This is a genomic window from Rhizobium sp. BK112 (genome assembly GCF_014193215.1).
Taxonomy (GTDB): domain Bacteria; phylum Pseudomonadota; class Alphaproteobacteria; order Rhizobiales; family Rhizobiaceae; genus Rhizobium; species Rhizobium anhuiense.
Window position 1 is genome coordinate 1 of sequence record NZ_JACHYZ010000013.1, and the last position, 18,678, is coordinate 18,678.

Annotated in this window: 19 protein-coding genes, 1 tRNA gene and 1 pseudogene; 14 read left to right on the forward strand and 7 right to left on the reverse strand. The window is 61.3% G+C overall.

Features of this window, described 5'->3' with window-relative positions; genetic code table 11:
* Positions 1-411: 411 nt before the first annotated feature.
* Positions 412-909 carry a DUF1993 family protein gene (locus FHT75_RS28515; protein ID WP_028759213.1) on the forward strand — a complete coding sequence of 166 codons (498 nt, stop codon included), beginning with the start codon at positions 412-414 and terminating at the stop codon, positions 907-909.
* A 122-nt stretch (positions 910-1,031) separates the two neighbouring features.
* Here the strand turns inward: FHT75_RS28515 and FHT75_RS28520 are convergent, their stop codons facing one another.
* Positions 1,032-2,579 (reverse strand): alkaline phosphatase family protein, encoded by a 1,548-nt coding sequence (locus tag FHT75_RS28520; RefSeq protein ID WP_063473849.1) that lies wholly within the window; start codon positions 2,577-2,579, stop codon positions 1,032-1,034.
* Positions 2,557-3,540, reverse strand: coding sequence for a UDP-glucose 4-epimerase GalE (gene galE, locus FHT75_RS28525; protein ID WP_028757679.1), 984 nt, complete (start codon positions 3,538-3,540; stop codon positions 2,557-2,559). Before galE ends, FHT75_RS28520 begins: the two co-directional genes overlap by 23 nt.
* A gap of 320 nt (positions 3,541-3,860) precedes the next feature.
* On the opposite strand from galE, the gene FHT75_RS28530 reads away from it, so the two are divergent.
* Both FHT75_RS28530 and FHT75_RS28535 read left to right on the forward strand, forming a co-directional pair.
* Positions 3,861-4,505, forward strand: coding sequence for a ThuA domain-containing protein (locus tag FHT75_RS28530; RefSeq protein WP_063473850.1), 645 nt, complete (start codon positions 3,861-3,863; stop codon positions 4,503-4,505).
* A 161-nt stretch (positions 4,506-4,666) separates the two neighbouring features.
* On the forward strand, positions 4,667-5,236 hold the full coding sequence (locus FHT75_RS28535; protein WP_063473851.1) for a GNAT family N-acetyltransferase: 570 nt from the start codon (positions 4,667-4,669) through the stop codon (positions 5,234-5,236).
* Between the two features lie 33 nt (positions 5,237-5,269).
* Here FHT75_RS28535 and FHT75_RS28540 read toward each other — a convergent pair whose 3' ends face one another.
* On the reverse strand, positions 5,270-5,524 hold the full coding sequence (locus FHT75_RS28540) for a DUF2934 domain-containing protein (RefSeq protein ID WP_028757237.1): 255 nt from the start codon (positions 5,522-5,524) through the stop codon (positions 5,270-5,272).
* A 200-nt stretch (positions 5,525-5,724) separates the two neighbouring features.
* Between FHT75_RS28540 and FHT75_RS28545 the strand changes: the two genes are divergently transcribed.
* Both FHT75_RS28545 and FHT75_RS28550 read left to right on the forward strand, forming a co-directional pair.
* Positions 5,725-7,161 carry a DUF6880 family protein gene (locus tag FHT75_RS28545; RefSeq protein ID WP_063473852.1) on the forward strand — a complete coding sequence of 479 codons (1,437 nt, stop codon included), beginning with the start codon at positions 5,725-5,727 and terminating at the stop codon, positions 7,159-7,161.
* Positions 7,162-7,197: 36 nt separating this feature from the next.
* Positions 7,198-7,752, forward strand: coding sequence for a DsbA family protein (locus tag FHT75_RS28550; RefSeq protein ID WP_028758422.1), 555 nt, complete (start codon positions 7,198-7,200; stop codon positions 7,750-7,752).
* Positions 7,753-7,812: 60 nt separating this feature from the next.
* Here the strand turns inward: FHT75_RS28550 and FHT75_RS28555 are convergent, their stop codons facing one another.
* From FHT75_RS28555 to FHT75_RS28560, 3 genes and pseudogenes are all read right to left on the reverse strand, one after another.
* A complete protein-coding gene (locus FHT75_RS28555) occupies positions 7,813-9,444 on the reverse strand; it encodes an ArnT family glycosyltransferase (RefSeq protein WP_063473912.1) in 1,632 nt (543 codons plus the stop codon).
* Positions 9,439-9,561 (reverse strand): annotated as a pseudogene (locus tag FHT75_RS36000) (ATP-dependent DNA ligase); the annotation flags it as partial. The pseudogene FHT75_RS36000 and the gene FHT75_RS28555, both read right to left, overlap by 6 nt.
* A gap of 185 nt (positions 9,562-9,746) precedes the next feature.
* Positions 9,747-9,836, reverse strand: a tRNA-Ser gene (locus tag FHT75_RS28560).
* Between the two features lie 305 nt (positions 9,837-10,141).
* On the opposite strand from FHT75_RS28560, the gene rplU reads away from it, so the two are divergent.
* The 4 genes from rplU to FHT75_RS28580 all read left to right on the forward strand — a co-directional run bounded on the left by rplU (position 10,142) and on the right by FHT75_RS28580 (position 12,129).
* On the forward strand, positions 10,142-10,459 hold the full coding sequence (rplU, locus tag FHT75_RS28565) for a 50S ribosomal protein L21 (RefSeq protein ID WP_003543907.1): 318 nt from the start codon (positions 10,142-10,144) through the stop codon (positions 10,457-10,459).
* A 33-nt stretch (positions 10,460-10,492) separates the two neighbouring features.
* Positions 10,493-10,762, forward strand: coding sequence for a 50S ribosomal protein L27 (gene rpmA / locus FHT75_RS28570; RefSeq protein WP_003567620.1), 270 nt, complete (start codon positions 10,493-10,495; stop codon positions 10,760-10,762).
* Positions 10,763-10,888: 126 nt separating this feature from the next.
* Entirely contained in the window at positions 10,889-11,545 is a 657-nt protein-coding gene (locus FHT75_RS28575; protein ID WP_028757233.1) for a GNAT family N-acetyltransferase, read from the forward strand.
* The gene (locus FHT75_RS28580) at positions 11,542-12,129 is read left to right on the forward strand and encodes a GNAT family N-acetyltransferase (protein WP_063473853.1); all 588 of its coding nucleotides are present in this window, start codon (positions 11,542-11,544) and stop codon (positions 12,127-12,129) included. Before FHT75_RS28575 ends, FHT75_RS28580 begins: the two co-directional genes overlap by 4 nt.
* A gap of 34 nt (positions 12,130-12,163) precedes the next feature.
* On the opposite strand, the gene FHT75_RS28585 is transcribed toward FHT75_RS28580, so the two are convergent.
* Positions 12,164-13,030: an endonuclease/exonuclease/phosphatase family protein gene (locus FHT75_RS28585; protein ID WP_047615803.1), complete on the reverse strand. Its 867-nt coding sequence runs from the start codon at positions 13,028-13,030 to the stop codon at positions 12,164-12,166.
* Between the two features lie 83 nt (positions 13,031-13,113).
* On the opposite strand from FHT75_RS28585, the gene obgE reads away from it, so the two are divergent.
* From obgE to modA, 5 genes are all read left to right on the forward strand, one after another.
* The gene (obgE, locus tag FHT75_RS28590; RefSeq protein ID WP_028757230.1) at positions 13,114-14,214 is read left to right on the forward strand and encodes a GTPase ObgE; all 1,101 of its coding nucleotides are present in this window, start codon (positions 13,114-13,116) and stop codon (positions 14,212-14,214) included.
* Complete coding sequence (proB, locus tag FHT75_RS28595; protein WP_047615805.1) at positions 14,201-15,370, forward strand: glutamate 5-kinase; 1,170 nt, start codon at positions 14,201-14,203, stop codon at positions 15,368-15,370. The genes obgE and proB overlap by 14 nt, the downstream gene beginning before the upstream one ends.
* Positions 15,363-16,646, forward strand: a complete 1,284-nt coding sequence (locus tag FHT75_RS28600) for a glutamate-5-semialdehyde dehydrogenase (RefSeq protein ID WP_047615807.1) — start codon at positions 15,363-15,365, stop codon at positions 16,644-16,646. Before proB ends, FHT75_RS28600 begins: the two co-directional genes overlap by 8 nt.
* Positions 16,621-17,301, forward strand: coding sequence for a nicotinate-nucleotide adenylyltransferase (locus FHT75_RS28605; RefSeq protein WP_028758416.1), 681 nt, complete (start codon positions 16,621-16,623; stop codon positions 17,299-17,301). The genes FHT75_RS28600 and FHT75_RS28605 overlap by 26 nt, the downstream gene beginning before the upstream one ends.
* A gap of 497 nt (positions 17,302-17,798) precedes the next feature.
* Entirely contained in the window at positions 17,799-18,590 is a 792-nt protein-coding gene (gene modA, locus FHT75_RS28610) for a molybdate ABC transporter substrate-binding protein (RefSeq protein WP_183845305.1), read from the forward strand.
* Positions 18,591-18,678 lie beyond the last annotated feature (88 nt).

Below are 18,678 nucleotides of genomic sequence, written 5' to 3' on the forward strand. Positions count from 1 at the left end.
GACGAGCGCCATCGCAGTGCCCAGGATAAACTTTTTCATTTCACTTCCTCCACAAAGCGGTGCCCGGCTGCACCCTCCTCACGCCGGAGCTCCAGGCATTTGCCCTGAAGCCGCAATTTCCCCGCGCCACCTCTCCCGCGGCGCTCTGCAAAACGGAACAAACAAACCGTCAAATCCGCTATGCGGAATATTCATTCCATTTTCTGGGAACGGCGTCAAGCCTCTTTAGCGGCGACCGGATATGGATGAAGCGCAATGCCGTGGGCCTTCACGGCCAGCACCTGCATTTCCGCCGTTGTGAAAGACGAAGCGAGCATCCATCTATGCGAGGTCGAAGACAGGCCCAGAGCCGCAGGCATCTTTGATCTTTTGCCGCGGCCCAATCATTTGAAGATTTTGGAGACAGGACACATGTCCATTTCGATCTACCGCCTCACCGTTCCGATGTTCCAGCGCGGCATCGCCAGCCTGAAAACCTACCTCGACAAGGCCGAAGCCTATGCCAGGGAAAAGAATATCGATCCCGCCATATTGGTCGCCGCTCGACTTGCGCCCGACATGCTGCCGCTCTCCGGCCAATATCAGCGCGCCAGCGACACCGCCAAATTCGCGCTCGCCCGCCTGACCGCGACCGATGCCCCGAGGTTCGAAGACAACGAAACGACGCTCGATGCCCTGCGCGAGCGCCTGGCAAAAACCGAAGCCTATCTCGCCGGCTTCTCGGCCCAAGCGCTGGAAGGCACGGAAACCCGCCAGATCACCCTGCCGGGAAAGAGCGGTATCGTGCTGCCCGGTGACGAATATATCGCCACCTTCGCCCTGCCGAACTTCTATTTCCACGTTGCGACGGCTCACGCCATTCTGCGCAACCAGGGCGCCCCGATCGGCAAGCGCGATTATCTCGGCTGAACAAAGCAATTCCAGCAAAAGCGTGCAGCGGTTTTGCCAGGCAAAGCGTGAAACGCTTGTGCCGGGAATTGCGTACAAAGCGAAAGAGAGCATTGCCGTCATTCGAAGAAGACGGCGATGCTCTACCAGGGTCGGTGCGTCACCGGCCCTCTTTCCGTCAGCTCGGTATAGGCAAGCGTCTGGTCGAGATGCCGTGCCCGCAGCGACAGAAGCTTCTCGGCATAATCGAGCCGTATCGCCGCATAGGCCGGATCCGCCGCGACATTGTCGAGTTCCATCGGATCGTTGCGAAGATCGAAGAGCAGCGGCGGCAATGCGGTAAAATGCACATATTTGAACCGTCCGTCGCGGATCACCGCCAGATTGCATTGGTTGGACCGGAGCCCGAAATGCCGCTCCGCCTCGCCATGCGCAATGTCGCGAAAATCGAATTCCCAGAATGCCGCGTCCCGCCAGCCCGGTCCGCTCCCACCCCTGACAAACGGCATGAGCGACTGGCCATCGAGCCCGTTCTTCGCGTCGATGCCGAGCCTTTGACAAAGGGTGGGAAAAATATCGGCAGCGCTGGTGAATTTGTCGACGACCCTACCCGCAGCACTGCTTGCGGGATCGCGAATGACAAGAGGAATATGATAGCTGCCGTCGAAGAAACCGCCCTTGCCGAGCATCCAGTGATCGCCCGCCATCTCGGCGTGGTCCGAGGTGAAGACAATAAGCGTGTCGTCCCAGGCGCCCGCATCCTTCAGGGCTTGCCAGATGCGGCCGAGTTGCGCATCGACCTCTGATATCATCCCGTAATAGATCGCCCGGATCGCGGCAAAATCCTCAGCGTTCCAGCCGCTGAGCGGCCCCGTTGCCCCGTAGATGAAGTTGCCCTTGCCAGAGCGTGGCATCTCGTAGGCGAGATAAGGATGACTATTCTGTTCGGCGTCGCGGTTTGCAGCGCGGGCAAAAGCCGGTCCCTCGTCGGGCTTGAACATCCGGTTGAACGGCTCCGGCACGGAAAATGGCGGATGCGGACGCAAGAAAGAGACATGTGCAAACCACGGCCTGTCCTGTTCGCCCACCCAGCGAATGAACTCGCCGGCCAGGAACGCCGTCTGGGTCTCGTCGCGCGAATAGGCCGGCGCCGCATTTGAAATTTCGCCTGCTTCGGCACCGACCGGAATATGGATGTCGCGGCTGACGGCATTCGCATGGCCGCGGGACCTGAGCCAGGAGAGCCACTGTTTTTCATGCTCGGGCAGAAGCTGGCGGGCCGTAAAGCCCGGCAGCACGCCTTCATAGGTCGTCAGATGCGGATCGCCGGCATCCATGCCGCGCGGATCGGGCGCGGTATCCGTGTAGCCGAACAGGGTCGGATCGTATCCGGCCCGCCGGGCGGCGAGCGCCAGATTGTCGAAGCGGGCATCGAGCGGCGAACCGTTGCGGCAGACGCGGTGGTTCATCTGATAAAGGCCGGTATAGAGTGTGGCCCGCGCCGGCGAGCAGGGTGCCGCCCCGGCATAGTGCCGCCGGAAGAGCGTGCCTTCCCGCGCCAGCGCATCGACACCAGGTGTCTTTACGCAAGCGTGACCGACGGCCGACAGGCTATCGCCACGCCACTGGTCGGCCGTGATCAGCAGGATGTTCGGCCGGCGCGCCTTCTCAATGCTGGTTGGATTTTGCATGCCAGGCCCAGGCGGAGCGGATGATCTCGGACAGATCATATTGCGGCACCCAGCCGAGCACGTCGCGCGCCTTGTCGTTATTGGCAACCAGCGTATGCGAATCGCCTTCACGACGGCCGATATATTCGACGGGGAAAGGCCGGTTCGACACTTCCTCGATCGCGCCGAGCAATTCCCTGACTGTCGTGCCGGTGCCGGTGCCGAGGTTGAGCGCGACGGAATCGCCGCCCTTCAGCAGATATTCGACGGCGCGCACATGCGCATCGGCAAGATCCAGCACATGGATATAGTCGCGCACGCAGGTGCCGTCGCGGGTCTCGTAGTCGCTGCCGAACACCTTGAAACCCTGGCGGCGGCCGAGGGCTGCGTCGATCGCCAGGGGTATCGCATGCGTTTCCGGCTGGTGCCATTCGCCGATCCGGCCCTCGAAGTCGGCGCCGGCCGCATTGAAATAGCGCAGCACCACCGAGCGCAGGCTCTTATATTGGTCGTAATCAGCAAGCGCCTGTTCGACGATATATTTCGTCCGCCCGTAGGGATTGATCGGCACCTGCCGGTGCGTCTCGTCGAGCGGCACGCTCTGCGGCAGACCGTAGGTGGCGCAGGTGGAGGAGAAGACGAAGGCGTTGATGCCGGCAGCCTGTGCCGCCGAAAGCAGCGTCAGCGTGCCGATCACATTGTTCTCGTAGAAGGAAACCGGATCTTTCACCGATTCGCCAACCTCGATCAGCGCCGCGAAATGCAGGATCGCCGCCGGTTTGTGCTTTGCCAGCACCTCATCCAGCCGGGCGCGATCGCGAATATCGCCCTCTTCGGCCGGCCCCCATTTGACGAACTCGCGATGGCCGTTCGAAAAATTGTCGAAGACGACAGGCGTATAACCCTTGTTCGCCAAGTCGAGACACGTATGCGACCCGATATAGCCGGCGCCGCCGACAACAAGAACCGTTTCACCTGCCATGCACCACCCTATTCTTCGTGAGAGATGAGGGAAACCTAGACGAGATACACGTCAATAAAAAGAAAGAACTGCGATCGGCGTGAACAGACAATACGTCAAATGCCGATGCCACTTCAATCGATGCGCGATTCGTCGCCATGGCGGCCCTATCGATGACTTCAACTCCAACGCCGAACGACAATGACGCCGCCCGCCCCGCAATTTGGGCCGCATCGGCGATATTCGAAAATTATTCGCGTGATTTGCATAGCCGCCCGATCTAAGGGCCTTGTACCACCATGTGATGCAACGGTCTGCAACATCAGCCAGGGAGGGCACGAATGAGAAAGGCATTGGTCGTTTGGGGCGGCTGGCAGGGTCATGAGCCGGAGCAATGCGCTCATATCGTCGCCGACCTGCTGCGTGAAGACGATTTTACGGTCGAGGTGACCGGCGATCTCGGAATATTCGGATCACCGACGCTGGCGCAGGCCGATCTGCTGGTGCCCATCATTACCGGCGAAACGCTCGAAAAGCCTCATGCCGCGGCCCTGGTCGAAGCCGTGCGCGGCGGGCTGGGGCTCGCCGGCCATCACGGCGCCCTTGCCACGTCCTTCAAGGAAAGCGCGCCTTTCCGATATGTTTCCGGCGTCACCTGGGTGGCCCATCCCGGCAATATCATCGACTTCCGTGTCGCCGTCACCCGCCAGGACGATCCAGTGATGGAGGGCATTCCCGACTTCGACTACCGTTCCGAGCAATATTATCTCCACTATGATCCCACGGTCGAAATCCTTGCGACCACCACCTTCACCGGTGCCTACGATCCGGCGGCCCGCAATGTCGTGATGCCCGTCGTCTTCAAGCGCCATTTCGGTGCCGGCCGCATCTTCTATTCCGCCCTCGGCCATATCGCTGCCGAATTCGACCATCCCTATATGCCGCTCATCCTGCGGCGGGGTTTGAGCTGGGCCGCACGCCAGTAGCGTCAGGACGGGCCGCGCGCCGAAGAATGCCGACCGGCGGCGACAGCCGGGCGACGTCGGCCGCTGAAGAATGAGTATTTCAAGCTGGAGAGCAACCTCGCCTGATCGTCCGGCACGGGCGACCGCTTGCCGATCGTCCGTCTGCGTCATAATTTGCCCGGATGCAGGATCGCTTCTCTTTCTTCCCCGCCACCGCCGACCGCCTGGCTGATCTAGAAGAGGTGTTCGACGATTGCTCGGGCGGCCGGAATTGTCGCTGCGCCTACTGGTATCTTCCGAATGCCGACTACAAGGCAGGATGGGGCGAGGGAAATCGCAACTGGTTTCGAAGCCTCGTCGCCGGGCCGCGCCCGCCAGGCATTCTCGGCTACCACGAGAACGAGCCGGCCGGATGGTGCGGTATCGCGCCGCGCGCCGTATTCGACCGGCTGCGCCGCTCAAAGCCCTTCGCGCCGGTCGACGACAAGCCGGTTTGGTCGATCAATTGCTTCATCGTCCGCAAACCGTTCCGGCGGCAGGGCCTGTCGCGATTGTTATTGAAACACGCCGTCAAATTCGCAAACGCGAATGGCGCTGAATGCCTCGAAGCCTACCCCGTCGATCAGGCAGCCCGCGCTTCGAACGGAGCCGAGCTCTATCCGGGAGCGCTCTCGATGTTTCTGGATGCCGGCTTCGTCGAAGTGGCAAGACGCCTGCCGGCAAGGCCGATCGTCCGCCTGGAATGCCGCTGAATATTTCGGCAACCCAGGGATTATAAATACAGGCTAGCGAACCGCCTTGATCTGCCGGTCATTCTCGACGGCGGGAACCGTCTCGTCATAGACACGCATCAGCCGCCCCGCGGCCTTCAGCTTCTCGATAAGATCATTTCCATCAGGCGAGGCCTTCGTCAGCTCCAGCTGCTCGAACTCCCGTAGCGCCTGCGCCCAATGGCTTTCCCCGCGCCCATCCGGCCTGCCTTCCGATTCCCACAGCGAATAAGCGCGCTGGCTGACCCAGGCGTCCTTATTATGACTCATAATCAACCCCAGCGAGAAATTTGGAAGCAATATTCGACAGGCAACAAGGTGCCAAAACCGGCTTTAGGAGTCGTTACGAGGCAGCGTTAGTTTTTAGCTAATATCGAGGAGCAGGGGATTATCCCTCGCATGCATTCCCCGACCTTGGCCTCGTACCGGCTCCAGGGTAGGGTCAGCCGCAGAAACGACAGCGATGACCGATGGCAGCCAAGACAACACTCAATGCCAAGAATCTCGAATCCCTCGGTGTCCAGCGCCTTGCCGAGCTGCTGATCGAGATCAGCACGGGCAGCGCCGCCCACAAGCGACGGCTTCGAATGGAGCTTGCCGGCAATCACGGCAGCGCCGAAGTGGCGCGTGAGGTGCGAAAGCGGCTTGCCAGCATTACCCGCGCTCGCACCGTCATAAACTGGCACAAAGCGAAGGCGCTGAAGACCGATCTGGAAACTCAACGCAAGACGATCTCAGAGACGATTGCCGCCGATGATCCCCGGGAGGCTTTCGAACTGATATGGCAGTTCCTCGCAATGGCGGATTCGATCTTTGAAAGATCCAACGACCGCGGCGGCTCACTGATCCAAAGTTTTCACCAGGCTTGCGAGGATGCTGCTGCAATCGCCAGGCTCGTCAAAATTGACGTCAATGTTCTGGCCGATAAGGTGTTCAAAGCCGTGCAGGACAATGGTTACGGCCAGTACGACAACCTGCTTGCGGCGATGGTGCCGGCCCTCGGCAAGGATGGTATCGATCGGTTGAAAACCCTCTTCGTCCAATGGTCCAAGGAGCCGAAGGACAAGCCGGCGGAAGATGAGCGCAAGGTCATCGGCTGGGGCGCGGGAGGCCCGATTTACGAGGATGAGATCTACGGCACTCACCGGGATCTGACGGTGCGCATGGCCTTACAGCAAATTGCCGACGCCCAGGGCGATGTTGATGCCTACATTGGCCAGCACCCCGAGGAAACGCGCAAGGCGCCGATGATTGCGGCCGATATCGCCAATCGCCTGCTCTCGGCCGGGCGGGCGAAAGAAGCGCTTGAGACGTTGGATGAGGCCGACGCTAGAGGCTGGGCCAACATGCCATTCGAATGGCAGCTCGCTCGCGTCGCCGCGCTCGAGGCCCTGGGGCGCGCCGAAGAGGCCCAAACCTATCGATGGGGGCGCTTCGAGCAGGCGCTGGATGGCGAGCATCTCAGGGCTTTCCTCAAGCGGCTGCCGGATTTCGACGATCTCGACGCCGAGGAGAAGGCATTTGCCCATGCCCGGGCTTTCCCGAACGTCCATCAGGCGCTTGCCTTTTTCCTGAATTGGCCGGCGCCTGCCGAGGCGGCAAAACTGGTGGTGATCAGGAAAGCCGAACTCGACGGCGATCTCTATGAGCTGATGACGCCGGCGGCCGAAGCTCTGGCGGAGAAACATCCGCTCGCGGCGACCATTCTCCTGCGCTCCATGATCGATTTCGCCCTCGATAACAACAGGCCCAGCCGCTATAAACACGCCGCAAGGCATCTTGCGGACTGCGCGTCCCTTACGCCTCATATCGATGACTTTGGCAACACAAGATCCCATGACGTCTATGTCGCGGACCTCAAGCGCCGGCACGGCAAGAAGCATGGCTTCTGGAGCCTGGTGACCTAAGTCGCTTCAAATACCTTGCCTTCAGAGAGGAATCCCATGACGACCACCGCCTGGCACGCAGATCCGCTCACCTGGGGAACTGGCTCCCGCATCTTCGAAGCCTTTCTGGAGCCGACTTGCCCTTATTCGGTCAGGGCGTTCAACAAGCTCGACGAATTGCTGAGCCGAGCCGGCGAAGACAGGATCACCGTGAAGATCCGTCTGCAGTCGCAACCCTGGCATATGTATTCGGGCGTCCTTGTCCGCTGCATCATCGCAGCCTCAACGCTGGAAGGCGGCAAGCAGACAGCCAAGAAAGTGATGGCCGCCATTGCCGCCCATCGCGAGGATTTCGAGTTTGAACGCCATGCCGGCGGCCCGAACATGGACGTGACGCCGAACCAGACCATCGAGCGCCTGGAAACCTACAGCGGCGTCAGGCTGAAGGAGGCCTTCGCAATTCCGGATCTCGACCGGGAGATCAAATGGCATTGCAAATATGCCCGGCAGAACGGCATCCATGTCTCGCCGACCTTCATGATCGATGGGCTGGTGCAGCCCGATCTGAGCAGCGGCGATGAGGTCGGAGTCTGGGTGAAGAAAATACAATAAAACAGAGATCAAACGGCTCTGACATACAATGAGAGCGCCCGCAGCGACTGTTGTCGGCTCTCATGGACGAGTGATCCTGTAGACCAGCAAATCATCCGAATCCACAAGCTTGGTTGCGGTCTTGTCCAGATAGTCGATGACCCCGTCATGATGCTCGACGAACAGCAGGTCCTGTTTGTCGGTGGCGTTCTTGGCAACGCCGAACAGATCCGCGCCTTGCGCGCGCAACTCCTCCAGCTGCGCGATCGCAATGGCGTCATCGGCGACGAATTTCGACCATTCCTCATCGCCTCCGCCGGGCGGGAACACCCAGCCCCGCGCCCTGCTGTAGTAGATTGCGACGGGATCGCCGACCTCGGGCGCGATGGCGACGACGAGGTCGCCCGGTTGCGCCAGCCGCGCCAGTTCCTCGCCAAGCAGCTTGCCCTTCATGGCGATTGGCTTCTTCATCGTCCTGACGAGGGGAAGGGTCGACCAGGCAAGTGCGACCGCCACGATGCAGATCGAGCGAAGCACGACCGCCGGCGTTAGAACGGTTCTCGATGCAAGGGTTGCCAGAAGAAGCGCGCCGCGGCCTGAGAATATCGCGACCGGTACATGGAAGATGTGGAAGTTCCACACATTGCCGGTGATCTCGCCGGCCGCCGCCAGATAGACGATCACGGCCGCAGCCAGCCACACATAGGGAATGCGCGAAAGGGTGCGTCGCCTAGGGTCTTCGGCAGGTCTGGGCGGTATCCACAAGCCGACCGCAAACAGCACCATGAACGGATAGCCGTAGAACCACAAAGCCGAGGTGTTCCACGCGGATTGGAAATAGAACCTGTTTCTGAGGTATGTCCGGAAGCCATCCTCCCAGATATAGCCGCCGGTGCCGGCGACATGAAACGGCGGATAGCTGCGGCCGAGATAAATCGCCCAGCTGAAATAAGCGCCGATGACGGCCAGGCTCAGGAGCCCCGACAGGAAGACCCCACTCGCCTGCTTCCACTTCTTCTCCAGAATCCAGCAGACCATCAGATAGAAGATAATGGCACCGGCGGCGAGGCCTGGCGGCTTTGACAGTGCGCCGAGCGAGAAGCTGACCGTGGCGAACGGCAAGAGCCAACCGCTGCCGCCGGCCCAATATCTGACGAACAGCCAGACGCCGAGAGTGACCAAGGCCAGCATCGCGGGATCGGGAAGAAACGAGCTGTCGATCATGATCGCCGCCGGCATCAGCGCGTAGGCAAGTGCTGCCGCGTGGGCGTGCATCTCGCCCCAGCAGCGCGCCGTCAGCCTGTGCAGCGAAAACACCGTCACCAGGCTGAAGAAGGCCGCAACCATGCGGCCGAACCAGTCGTGCCAGCCGAACAGTTGGTAGAGCAGGGCTGTGAGATAGCTGACGATCTGGAACTCGCGGCCCTGATAGCTTGGCCCGGGCCCGGTCCAGCTGACCTCCGGAAAGAAGATGTTCCAGCTGCGCTGCTGGAAATTGTCGGCCATCATTGCGGTGCTGACCTCGCGCCAGCTGAAGCCGTCGACCAGCGGCAAGGTGATCTTGTGGAACCTGAAGACGATCGCAATGAACAAGATCCCCAGCAAGATCGCCGTGTTGAAGCTCAGGAAGTTGCGAGCCGCCATGTCCCGGTCGGTCGCCCGCTGCGGGTATGGCTGACCTTCGGCCTGGTTCAAATCCGGGTCGTCCGGCATCGGATCGAGAGGAAGATTGGGCTGAGCGGGATCTCGCAGCCAGTGCGGTCGGCTGCGGAGCGGCTCGTAGGCTTCACCGAGCAGCGGCTTGGAAGGCTTGCGGGGCGGCTTTGTCATGCCGGCACTTCATCAGCAATGCCTTAAAAAGCAATTCGCCCAGATTGATTATTGACGCATCCGCACTGGAACTGCGACACCGCAGTCCGGCATCCGCTTGTCCGCCGAAAGAGCTACGGCGCCTTCCCGCTCTGATGTCTCGGTATTTCAGCGGTTTGCAGGAAAATTATGCGCTTGAAGCGTTATGGCGGAGAGGGTGGGATTTGAACCCACGATACCCTTGCAGGTATGCCGCATTTCGAGTGCGGTGCATTCGACCACTCTGCCACCTCTCCGCGGTCTGGTCGGCGCTTGTTCGGCGCGGGCGTTCTCATAACGAGCATATGACAGGTTGGCAAGCCGAAAAGTCGAAGCATTCCATCCTTTTGCCTTGACACTTTTTTGTCGCTCGCGTATCTCGGCTGCGCAATAGGTTTGGAGAAATCCGTGCCTTGCTTGTCCTGCGCTTGCGTGGGGCGTTTCACCGGCAGGAAGAGTTCGAGGTTTCCCTCTGAAATCCCTGCTTAACTTCGACTGATAAAAAGACGGCCACCTTGCTCAAGGAGCGAGGAGAGCTGGAACGAACATGAAAGGATAAAAAATGTTCGCAGTCATCAAGACCGGCGGTAAACAGTACCGTGTGGCAGCCAACGACGTGCTGACCATCGAAAAGCTGGAAGCCACCGCTGGCGATTCCATTGAATTCACCGAAGTGCTCGTGATCGGCGAAGGCGCCGACGCTGCGATCGGTGCGCCCTTCGTTACCGGCGCCTCTGTCAAGGCAGAAGTCGTCGAACAGAACCGCGGCAAGAAGGTCATCGCCTTCAAGAAGCGCCGCCGTCAGAATTCGAAGCGTTCGCGCGGCCATCGTCAGCATCACACGGTCGTCCGTATCACGGACATCGTGGCTGCCAAGTAAGATCAACGGGACAAGGTTTAAAGGAGAACTCCAATGGCACACAAAAAAGCTGGCGGTTCCTCGCGCAACGGTCGCGATTCCGAATCCAAGCGCCTTGGCGTGAAGAAGTTCGGCGGCGAAGCCGTCATCGCAGGCAACATCCTCGTGCGTCAGCGCGGGACGCAGTGGCATCCGGGTTCCAACGTCGGCCTCGGCAAGGATCACACGATTTTTGCGCTTACCGCCGGCAATGTGAACTACCGAACGAAGGCCAACGGTCGCGTCTACGTGTCTGTCATGCCGAAAGCGGAAGCAGCGGAATAAGCCGGTAGCGCTCAAAAACAGCCGGCGTCTCATCGACCCGGCTGGCCGTATCAGGTTCAGTCTAGAAAACAGGGGAGATGGGGCGCCATCTCCCCTTTTTCTTTACCCCTCAAGGAGGACTGAACCATGCAAGGCGAATTGTTAAGGGCAGACCAATCACGGTCGCCCCGGGAAGACCAGCGGTCTTCCGAAGAACGGCTGAGGCCGGAGCGGTTAAGGACCGATTGCCCTGTCTTGTTATCGGAAAGGCTCGTCATGCGCGCGCCCCACGAAGAAGACATCGACGCCCTTGCCCATCTCGCCAACAACGCCAAAGTCGCCACCATGGTATCGCGTATGCCGCACCCCTATACCGCCAATGATGCTGCTGACTTCGTGCGTCGCACGAAAAATGGCGAGATTGGCAAGTGCGTCTATGCGATCACCAAGGCCGAAAACGGCGCCTTTATCGGCTGCTGCGGCGTCGAGCCGCATGCCGACGGCAAGACCGTCGAGATCGGTTACTGGCTGGGTGAGCCCTATTGGAACAAGGGCTATACGACCGAGGCCTGCCATGCCCTGGTCGATATGGTGTTCAGAACCCGCCAGGACGTCGATCAGATCGATGCGCGCTGCCGGGTGATGAACGTCGCCTCGCGCCGCGTCATCCAGAAGTGCGGCTTCCAGTTCCAGGGATCGGGGCTCGCTGCCTCGCTGGCGCTCGGCAGCAACGTGCCCGTGGAATGGTACAGGCTCGACCGCAAGACCTGGATGTCCCTCCGAAGCTGGGGGAACATCGCATGAGCACGACCGCGCTGCAAAGGCCTGAGCTCAAGCCGATGATGCCCGGCCCCGCGCCTGTCATCTCGACCGCTAGGCTGACGCTCCGCCCGCACAGGCTGAGCGATGCGCCTGCGATCGCGGAATCGCTCTCCGATTTCGCGGTCACGCGCATGCTGTCCCGCGTACCCGCGCCGTTCGACCGGCAGGATGCGCTGGACTGGCTGATCCCAGTCACCTCGGGCACCCTGCCCGACTGGCCGCTGGCGATCACCGGTCACGACGATGTCCATATCGGCAACGTCTCGATCGAGTTGCGTCACGGCCGCTGGCACCTCGGCTACTGGCTGAACCGCTACTACTGGCGGCGCGGCTATATGAGCGAGGCGGTGGCGGCGATCATCGAGCGCTTCTCGCGCCGCATGCCGGAGACGCCGGTCCATTCCGGCGTCTTCGCCGACAACCCGGCCTCGCTGCGACTGCAGGAGAAGCTCGGTTTCCGCATGACGGGTTGCGGCGAAATCTATTGTTTCGCCCGCAACACCATGGTGTCGCACATCGAAACCGTGCTGCAGCCGGGCATGCTGCAGCCGCGGAAGGTCGCATAACCGAAAAGGAGACGCCGCCCCGGCGGCGTCTCCCTCAATCCCCGATCTCAACCCATAGGGGAAAATGATCGGAGCCCTCGGATTGCGTATCGATCCGGGCGGATTTCAACCGGCCCTCAAGGCCGCAACTGACGAAGCAATAATCGAGATGCATGCGTTTGCCGTGATCTTCGGGATCCATCCAGCTGTAGCTCCCCGGCCGATAGGCCGAGAGCGCCGCAAAGGCGTCGATCGGCGTGCCGACCCTGGCGATACGGCCGTAATATCCGCCGCCGGCACCGGCAAGCGCGCAATATTCCGGCGATTCCGGCTCCATGTTGAAATCGCCCATGATGACGTAATCTTCCGGCAGCGGCGGCTCCGGCAGATCGAATTCGCCGCCTCCCGTCAGCGACCCGCCCTCCTGGACGAAGGCATTGATCTGCGCGTTCAGGAATTGCAGTTGGCGGATGCGCTCGTCGGCAGAGACATGGTCGAGATGGACGGAGTAGACGCGGAACGCGCCGCCGGGTGCTTTGATCACCGCCTCGGTTGCGCCGCGCTGCAGGTTGATCTTGCCGATCGTCCGGCTGCGCGGCAGAAGCAGCGTCCGGGTGGAGATAACAGGCCAGCGCGACAGCACCATGTTGCCGAACTGGAATCGCGTGCCGGGCACCGGCCGGAGCCCCTCTTTGGCTGCCTCGACATGCATATCGCAGGCTGGCCCATACACCCAGAAATAGTCGGGAAAGAAGGCGGCAACATCAGCCGCCATGTCGGCAAAACCGTTGCGGGAGAAGCCGCGGGTCACCTCCTGCAGCGCGATGACATCGGCCCCCTCGAGGCTCCGGGCAATGCGCGGCAGATCGTATCTGCCATCGAGACCGAAGCCGTACTGTATGTTATAGCTCACGAAATTCACGATAATCTTTGACCTCCGTCGGAACCGCCTATATCGAATGGGCCAAGACGGCCGTCCAACTGCCACTGAATATTGGAAGTAAAATGAAATTTCTCGACGAAGCAAAGGTCTATATCAAGTCCGGAGACGGCGGCGGCGGCAGCGTTTCCTTCCGGCGCGAGAAATTCATCGAGTTCGGCGGCCCGGATGGCGGTGATGGCGGACGCGGCGGCGACGTCTGGGTCGAGGCTGTCAACGGACTGAACACTCTGATCGATTTCCGCTATCAGCAGCATTTCAAGGCGACGATCGGCACCCATGGCATGGGCAGGAACCGCACCGGCGCCAATGGAAGCGACGTGACGCTCAAGGTTCCCGTAGGCACCCAGATCTTCGAGGAAGACCGGGAAACGCTGATCTGCGATCTCACCGTCGAAGGCCAGCGTTTCTGCCTCGCCCATGGCGGCAATGGCGGCTTCGGCAACGCCCATTTCAAGACCTCGACCAATCAGGCGCCGGATTGGGCCAATCCCGGCCTGCCCGGCGAGGAAAAGACCCTCTGGCTGCGGCTGAAACTGATTGCCGATGCCGGCCTCGTCGGCCTGCCCAATGCCGGCAAGTCGACGTTCCTGGCTGCCGTCACCCGCGCCCGTCCGAAGATCGCCAACTACCCCTTCACCACGCTGCATCCCAACCTCGGTGTTGCCACCATCGACGAGCGGGAATTCATCCTCGCCGACATTCCGGGCCTGATCGAAGGCGCCCATGAAGGTGTCGGCATCGGCGACCGTTTCCTCGGCCATGTCGAGCGCACCCGCGTGCTGCTCCACCTCGTCTCCGCCCAGGAGGAAAAGGTCGGCAAGGCATACAAGACGGTCAAGCACGAGCTCGAAGCCTATGGAAACGAGCTGACGGATAAGGCTGAGATCGTGGCGCTGTCGCAGATCGACCTGCTCGACGATGCCGAATTGAAGAAGAAGACCAAGGAATTGGCCAAGGCCTGCGGCAAGACGCCCTTCCAGATTTCGGCCGTCACCGGCAAGGGCATGACCGAGGTCCTGCGCGCCCTGCGCGACATCATCGTCGAGGCCAATACCGAGGAGAAGCCGGCCAAGGTGCCGAAGCTGCGCCATCGCGACATGGTCGTCTCCGATGAGGACAAGGGCGAGGTTCAGGGCGAGGACGAGGCCGATGACCAGCCGTAAGCCGCTCGGCCGCTACCGCCGTATCGTCATCAAGATCGGATCTGCGCTGCTGGTCGATCGCAGGGCCGGGCTGAAGAAGGCCTGGCTCGACGCCATGTGCGCCGATATCGCCGGCCTGAAGGCCAAGGGCATCGATGTGCTCGTCGTCTCCTCGGGCGCGATCGCGCTCGGCCGCTCGGTGCTCGACCTGCCCTCGGGCGCGCTGAAGCTGGAAGAAAGCCAGGCCGCCGCCGCCGTCGGCCAGATCGCGCTGGCGCGTGCCTGGTCGGAAAGCCTGTCGCACGACGAGATCGTCGCCGGCCAGATCCTGCTGACACTCGGAGATACCGAGGAACGCCGCCGCTATCTCAATGCCCGCGCCACCATCAATCAGCTTTTGAAAATCGGCGCCGTGCCGATCATCAACGAGAACGATACCGTTGCCACCAGCGAAATCCGCTACGGCGACAACGACCGCCTCGCCGCCCGCGTCGCGACGATGACCGGCGCCGACCTGCTCATTCTTCTCTCCGATATTGACGGCCTCTATACCGCGCCGCCGCATCTCGATCCGAACGCAACGTTCCTGGAGACGATTGCCGCGATCACGCCGGAGATCGAGGCAATGGCCGGGGGTGCGGCCTCCGAGCTTTCGCGTGGCGGCATGCGCACCAAGATCGATGCCGGCAAGATTGCCACCACATCGGGCTGCGCCATGATCATCGCGTCGGGCAAGACCGACAGCCCGCTGTCGGCAATCGAAAACGGCGCGCGTTCCTCCTGGTTCGCGCCGTCTGGCACGCCCGTCACCGCCCGCAAGACCTGGATTGCCGGGCAGTTGCAGCCGGCCGGCGAACTGCATGTCGATGACGGCGCCGTCGTTGCACTCGGGGCCGGCAAGAGCTTGCTTCCGGCCGGCGTGCGCAGCGTTTCCGGCCTCTTCAGCCGCGGTGATACGGTGGCGATCATCGGCCCGGCGGGCCGCGAGATCGGCCGCGGTCTTGTCAGCTACGATGCCGACGACGCCCGCCGGATCGCCGGCCGCAAATCGGCGGAAATCGCCGCCATCCTCGGTTATGCCGGGCGCGCCGCCATGGTCCATCGCGACGACATGGTCATGACGGCCCAGATCGGTTCGAAATCGGAAAGGCAGAAGAAGGACGCGAGCTATGCTTGATACCGTGGCGCCAAGCCCTGACATTGACGTGCTGATGAACGACATCGGCCGCAAGGCGAGGGCTGCCGCGCGACCGCTGAGCTTTGCGTCCACCGAGGTGAAGAACAGGGCGCTGAACGCCATGGCCGATGCGATCCTGGCGAACAAGGCGCATATTCTTGCCGAGAACGCCAAGGACCTGAAGGATATCGAAGGCACCGAAATGCTTGCCTCCTTCGTCGACCGGCTGACGCTGAACGACAAGCGTGTGGCCGAAATGGCCGAGGGCATCCGCGCCATTGCCGCGCTTGCCGATCCGGTCGGCGAAGTCATCGCCGCCTGGGACCGGCCGAACGGGTTGAAGATCGAGCGCGTCCGCACGCCGCTCGGCGTCATCGGCGTCATCTTCGAAAGCCGGCCGAACGTCACGGCGGACGCCGGCGCCCTCTGCCTCAAGGCGGGCAATGCCGTCATCCTGCGTTGCGGCTCGGATTCGCGCCGCTCATCGCAGGCTATCCATGTCTGCCTGGTTGAAGGCCTGAAGGCGGCAGGACTTCCAGAGCATGCTATCCAGCTCGTTCCGGTCGCCGACCGCGCTGCCGTCGGCGCCATGCTGCGCGGCCTGGAGGGCGCGATCGACGTCATCGTGCCGCGCGGCGGCAAGAGCCTGGTCGCCCGCGTGCAGAACGAGGCCCGCGTGCCGGTTTTTGCCCATCTCGAAGGCCTTTGCCATATCTATGTCGATGCCTCGGCCGATATCGAAATGGCGAAGAAGATCGTCGTCAACGCCAAGATGCGCCGCACCGGTATCTGCGGCGCGGCCGAAACCCTGCTCGTCGATGGCGCCGCGATCGGCACGCATCTGACGCCGCTGCTCGAGGTTCTCGCGCAGGCCGGCTGCGAGATCCGCGCTTCGGCAACGGTGCTGAAGGTCGCACCCGGCATGAAGCCCGCGACCGAGGAGGATTGGTCGACCGAATATCTCGACGCGATCATTTCGGTTGCCGTCGTCGACGGCATATCGGGCGCCATCGCCCATATCCAGACCTATTCCTCGAACCACACCGAGGCCGTCATCGCCGAGGACCCTGACGTCGTCGCGCGTTTCTTCACCGAAGTCGATTCGGCGATCCTGCTACACAATGCCTCGACGCAATTTGCCGATGGCGGCGAGTTCGGCATGGGTGCGGAAATCGGCATTGCCACCGGCAAGATGCATGCCCGCGGTCCTGTCGGCGTCGAACAGCTCACCTCGTTCAAATATCGGGTGCATGGTGCCGGACAGACGCGGCCCTGAGGTGACGACCGAGCCAGACGTGACGATTGAGAATGTGGACCGGCACTATCTCCGCATGCCGCACAGCGAGCGCGGCATGGTCGTCGGTCTGTTCGGCGGTTCGTTCAATCCGCCGCATCAGGGCCACGCGCTGGTCGCCGAGATCGCCCTCAAGCGGCTTGGCCTCGATCAGCTCTGGTGGATGGTCACCCCGGGCAATCCGCTGAAGAGCCGCAACCAGCTCGCCCCGCTTGCCGAGCGTATTGCCGAAAGCGAGCGTGTCGCCGCCGACCCCCGCGTCAAGGTGACGGCCTTCGAACAGACGCTCGGCGTCAGCTACACTGCCAACACGCTTGCCCGCGTCAAGGCCCGCAATCCGCATGTGCATTTCATCTGGATCATGGGCGCAGACAGCCTGCAGACCTTTCACAAATGGCAGAAATGGCAGGAGATTGCCCGCACCTTCCCGATCGCGGTGATCGACCGGCCGGGTGCGACGCTCTCCTTCCTCTCCTCGAAAATGGCCAGGACCTTCGATTTCGCCCGGGTCGACGAGGATGATGCCCGTGTTCTCTGGAAGAAGCGTGCGCCGGCCTGGACCTTCATCCACGGGCCGCGCTCCGGCCTGAGCTCGACGGCAATCCGCAACGGCTCGGCGCCCGGCGACGCGCTTTAGTTTGATTTCCAAGGATGTCCCGAAAACGAGAAAGCCCGACGGGGGAGGAGATCCGTCGGGCTTATAAACTCGATCGACAACTGGGAGGAGGAGTGTTGTCGATCCTACCGAACGGCTATGGGAGGAGGAGAAGCCGTTTCGATGAGAGTGTTGTACCATATTTCGCAGGAAGATGAATATCGATTGTTGCATTGCAGCAATGCGTCACTTGCAATCCTATGCAGCCTTATGGCTTTGGCATTGCCGTTTTTCTTGGCAGAAATCGACGGAGCATACTCTACCGCCGGGAATCCTTGCGGTCTGCCAACTGTCGTTTGGATATTTCCGCCCTTTGGATCTCATGCTGCGGTTCGAGCCATGCACTTCAACAATGCCAAAACCATTGGATCGCTGCGAACACAGCGGCCCGATATGGTTATATTTTTCTGGATATATCCCTAGCCAAAGCACCTCACCCGTTATATTCGTCGCAATATTTCGAAACCTGGGGAGACATCATGCAGAACCGCCGCCGATGGATGAAACAGGCAACCGCCGCGATCGCAGCCCTCTGGCTTGGCACGGCAGCGCTTCCGGCGCCTGCTGCCGCAGCCGAAAAGCTCATCGTCTTTGCGGCCGCCAGCCTCAAGGATGCGCTCGACGCCGCCAACACCGCCTGGGCCAAGGAAAGCGGCAAGGAAACCGTCGCCTCCTATGCGGCGAGCGGAGCCCTGGCCAAGCAGATCGAAAACGCGGCTCCTGCCGATGTCTTCATCTCGGCCGATCTCGACTGGATGGATTACGTCGCCAAGAAAAACCTGATCAAGGCCGATACCCGCTCCAATCTGCTCGGCAACCGCATCGTGCTCGTTGCCGAAAAGGCCAAGGCAAAACCGGTCGAGATCAAGCAGGGCTTCGATCTTGCAGGACTGCTGGGTGACGGCAAGCTGGCCATGGGTGAGCCGAAATCGGTTCCGGCCGGCAAATATGGCATGGCCGCGCTCGAAAAGCTCGGCGTCTGGAAATCGGTCGAAAGCAAGGTCGCCGGCGCCGAAAGCGTGCGCGCCGCCCTTGCCCTCGTCTCCCGCGGCGAAGCGCCTTATGGCATCGTCTACCAGACGGATGCCGCAGCCGATAAGGGTGTCGCCGTCGTCGGCACCTTCCCGGCCGATTCCCACCCGCCGATCATGTATCCGATCGCAATCCTTAACGAGAGCAAGAACCCGGATGCAGCAGCCTATCTCGACTTCCTGAAATCCGACAGGGCTGCTGCCTTCTTCACGGCGCGGGGTTTCACGATTCTGAAATAGTCGACCAATTAGTGTTTCGTGATGCTTGTCTTGTACCCCAAGCATTTGCATCGATCGATAAGTGGCAGAGGCTGTCTTGTTCGTGCCG

Bases quoted from the DNA above. Each gene is read 5' to 3' on its own strand.
- FHT75_RS28530 (WP_063473850.1), top strand. From the start codon at position 3,861: ATGAGAAAGGCATTGGTCGTTTGGGGCGGCTGGCAGGGTCATGAGCCG.
- proB (WP_047615805.1), top strand. From the start codon at position 14,201: ATGACCAGCCGTAAGCCGCTCGGCCGCTACCGCCGTATCGTCATCAAG.
- FHT75_RS28515 (WP_028759213.1), top strand. From the start codon at position 412: ATGTCCATTTCGATCTACCGCCTCACCGTTCCGATGTTCCAGCGCGGC.
- rpmA (WP_003567620.1), top strand. From the start codon at position 10,493: ATGGCACACAAAAAAGCTGGCGGTTCCTCGCGCAACGGTCGCGATTCC.
- FHT75_RS28605 (WP_028758416.1), top strand. From the start codon at position 16,621: ATGGTGCCGGACAGACGCGGCCCTGAGGTGACGACCGAGCCAGACGTG.
- galE (WP_028757679.1), bottom strand. From the start codon at position 3,540: ATGGCAGGTGAAACGGTTCTTGTTGTCGGCGGCGCCGGCTATATCGGG.
- FHT75_RS28540 (WP_028757237.1), bottom strand. From the start codon at position 5,524: ATGAGTCATAATAAGGACGCCTGGGTCAGCCAGCGCGCTTATTCGCTG.
- FHT75_RS28555 (WP_063473912.1), bottom strand. From the start codon at position 9,444: ATGCCGGACGACCCGGATTTGAACCAGGCCGAAGGTCAGCCATACCCG.
- FHT75_RS28545 (WP_063473852.1), top strand. From the start codon at position 5,725: ATGGCAGCCAAGACAACACTCAATGCCAAGAATCTCGAATCCCTCGGT.
- obgE (WP_028757230.1), top strand. From the start codon at position 13,114: ATGAAATTTCTCGACGAAGCAAAGGTCTATATCAAGTCCGGAGACGGC.
- rplU (WP_003543907.1), top strand. From the start codon at position 10,142: ATGTTCGCAGTCATCAAGACCGGCGGTAAACAGTACCGTGTGGCAGCC.
- FHT75_RS28535 (WP_063473851.1), top strand. From the start codon at position 4,667: ATGCAGGATCGCTTCTCTTTCTTCCCCGCCACCGCCGACCGCCTGGCT.
- FHT75_RS28580 (WP_063473853.1), top strand. From the start codon at position 11,542: ATGAGCACGACCGCGCTGCAAAGGCCTGAGCTCAAGCCGATGATGCCC.
- FHT75_RS28520 (WP_063473849.1), bottom strand. From the start codon at position 2,579: ATGCAAAATCCAACCAGCATTGAGAAGGCGCGCCGGCCGAACATCCTG.
- FHT75_RS28575 (WP_028757233.1), top strand. From the start codon at position 10,889: ATGCAAGGCGAATTGTTAAGGGCAGACCAATCACGGTCGCCCCGGGAA.
- FHT75_RS28600 (WP_047615807.1), top strand. From the start codon at position 15,363: ATGCTTGATACCGTGGCGCCAAGCCCTGACATTGACGTGCTGATGAAC.
- FHT75_RS28550 (WP_028758422.1), top strand. From the start codon at position 7,198: ATGACGACCACCGCCTGGCACGCAGATCCGCTCACCTGGGGAACTGGC.
- modA (WP_183845305.1), top strand. From the start codon at position 17,799: ATGCAGAACCGCCGCCGATGGATGAAACAGGCAACCGCCGCGATCGCA.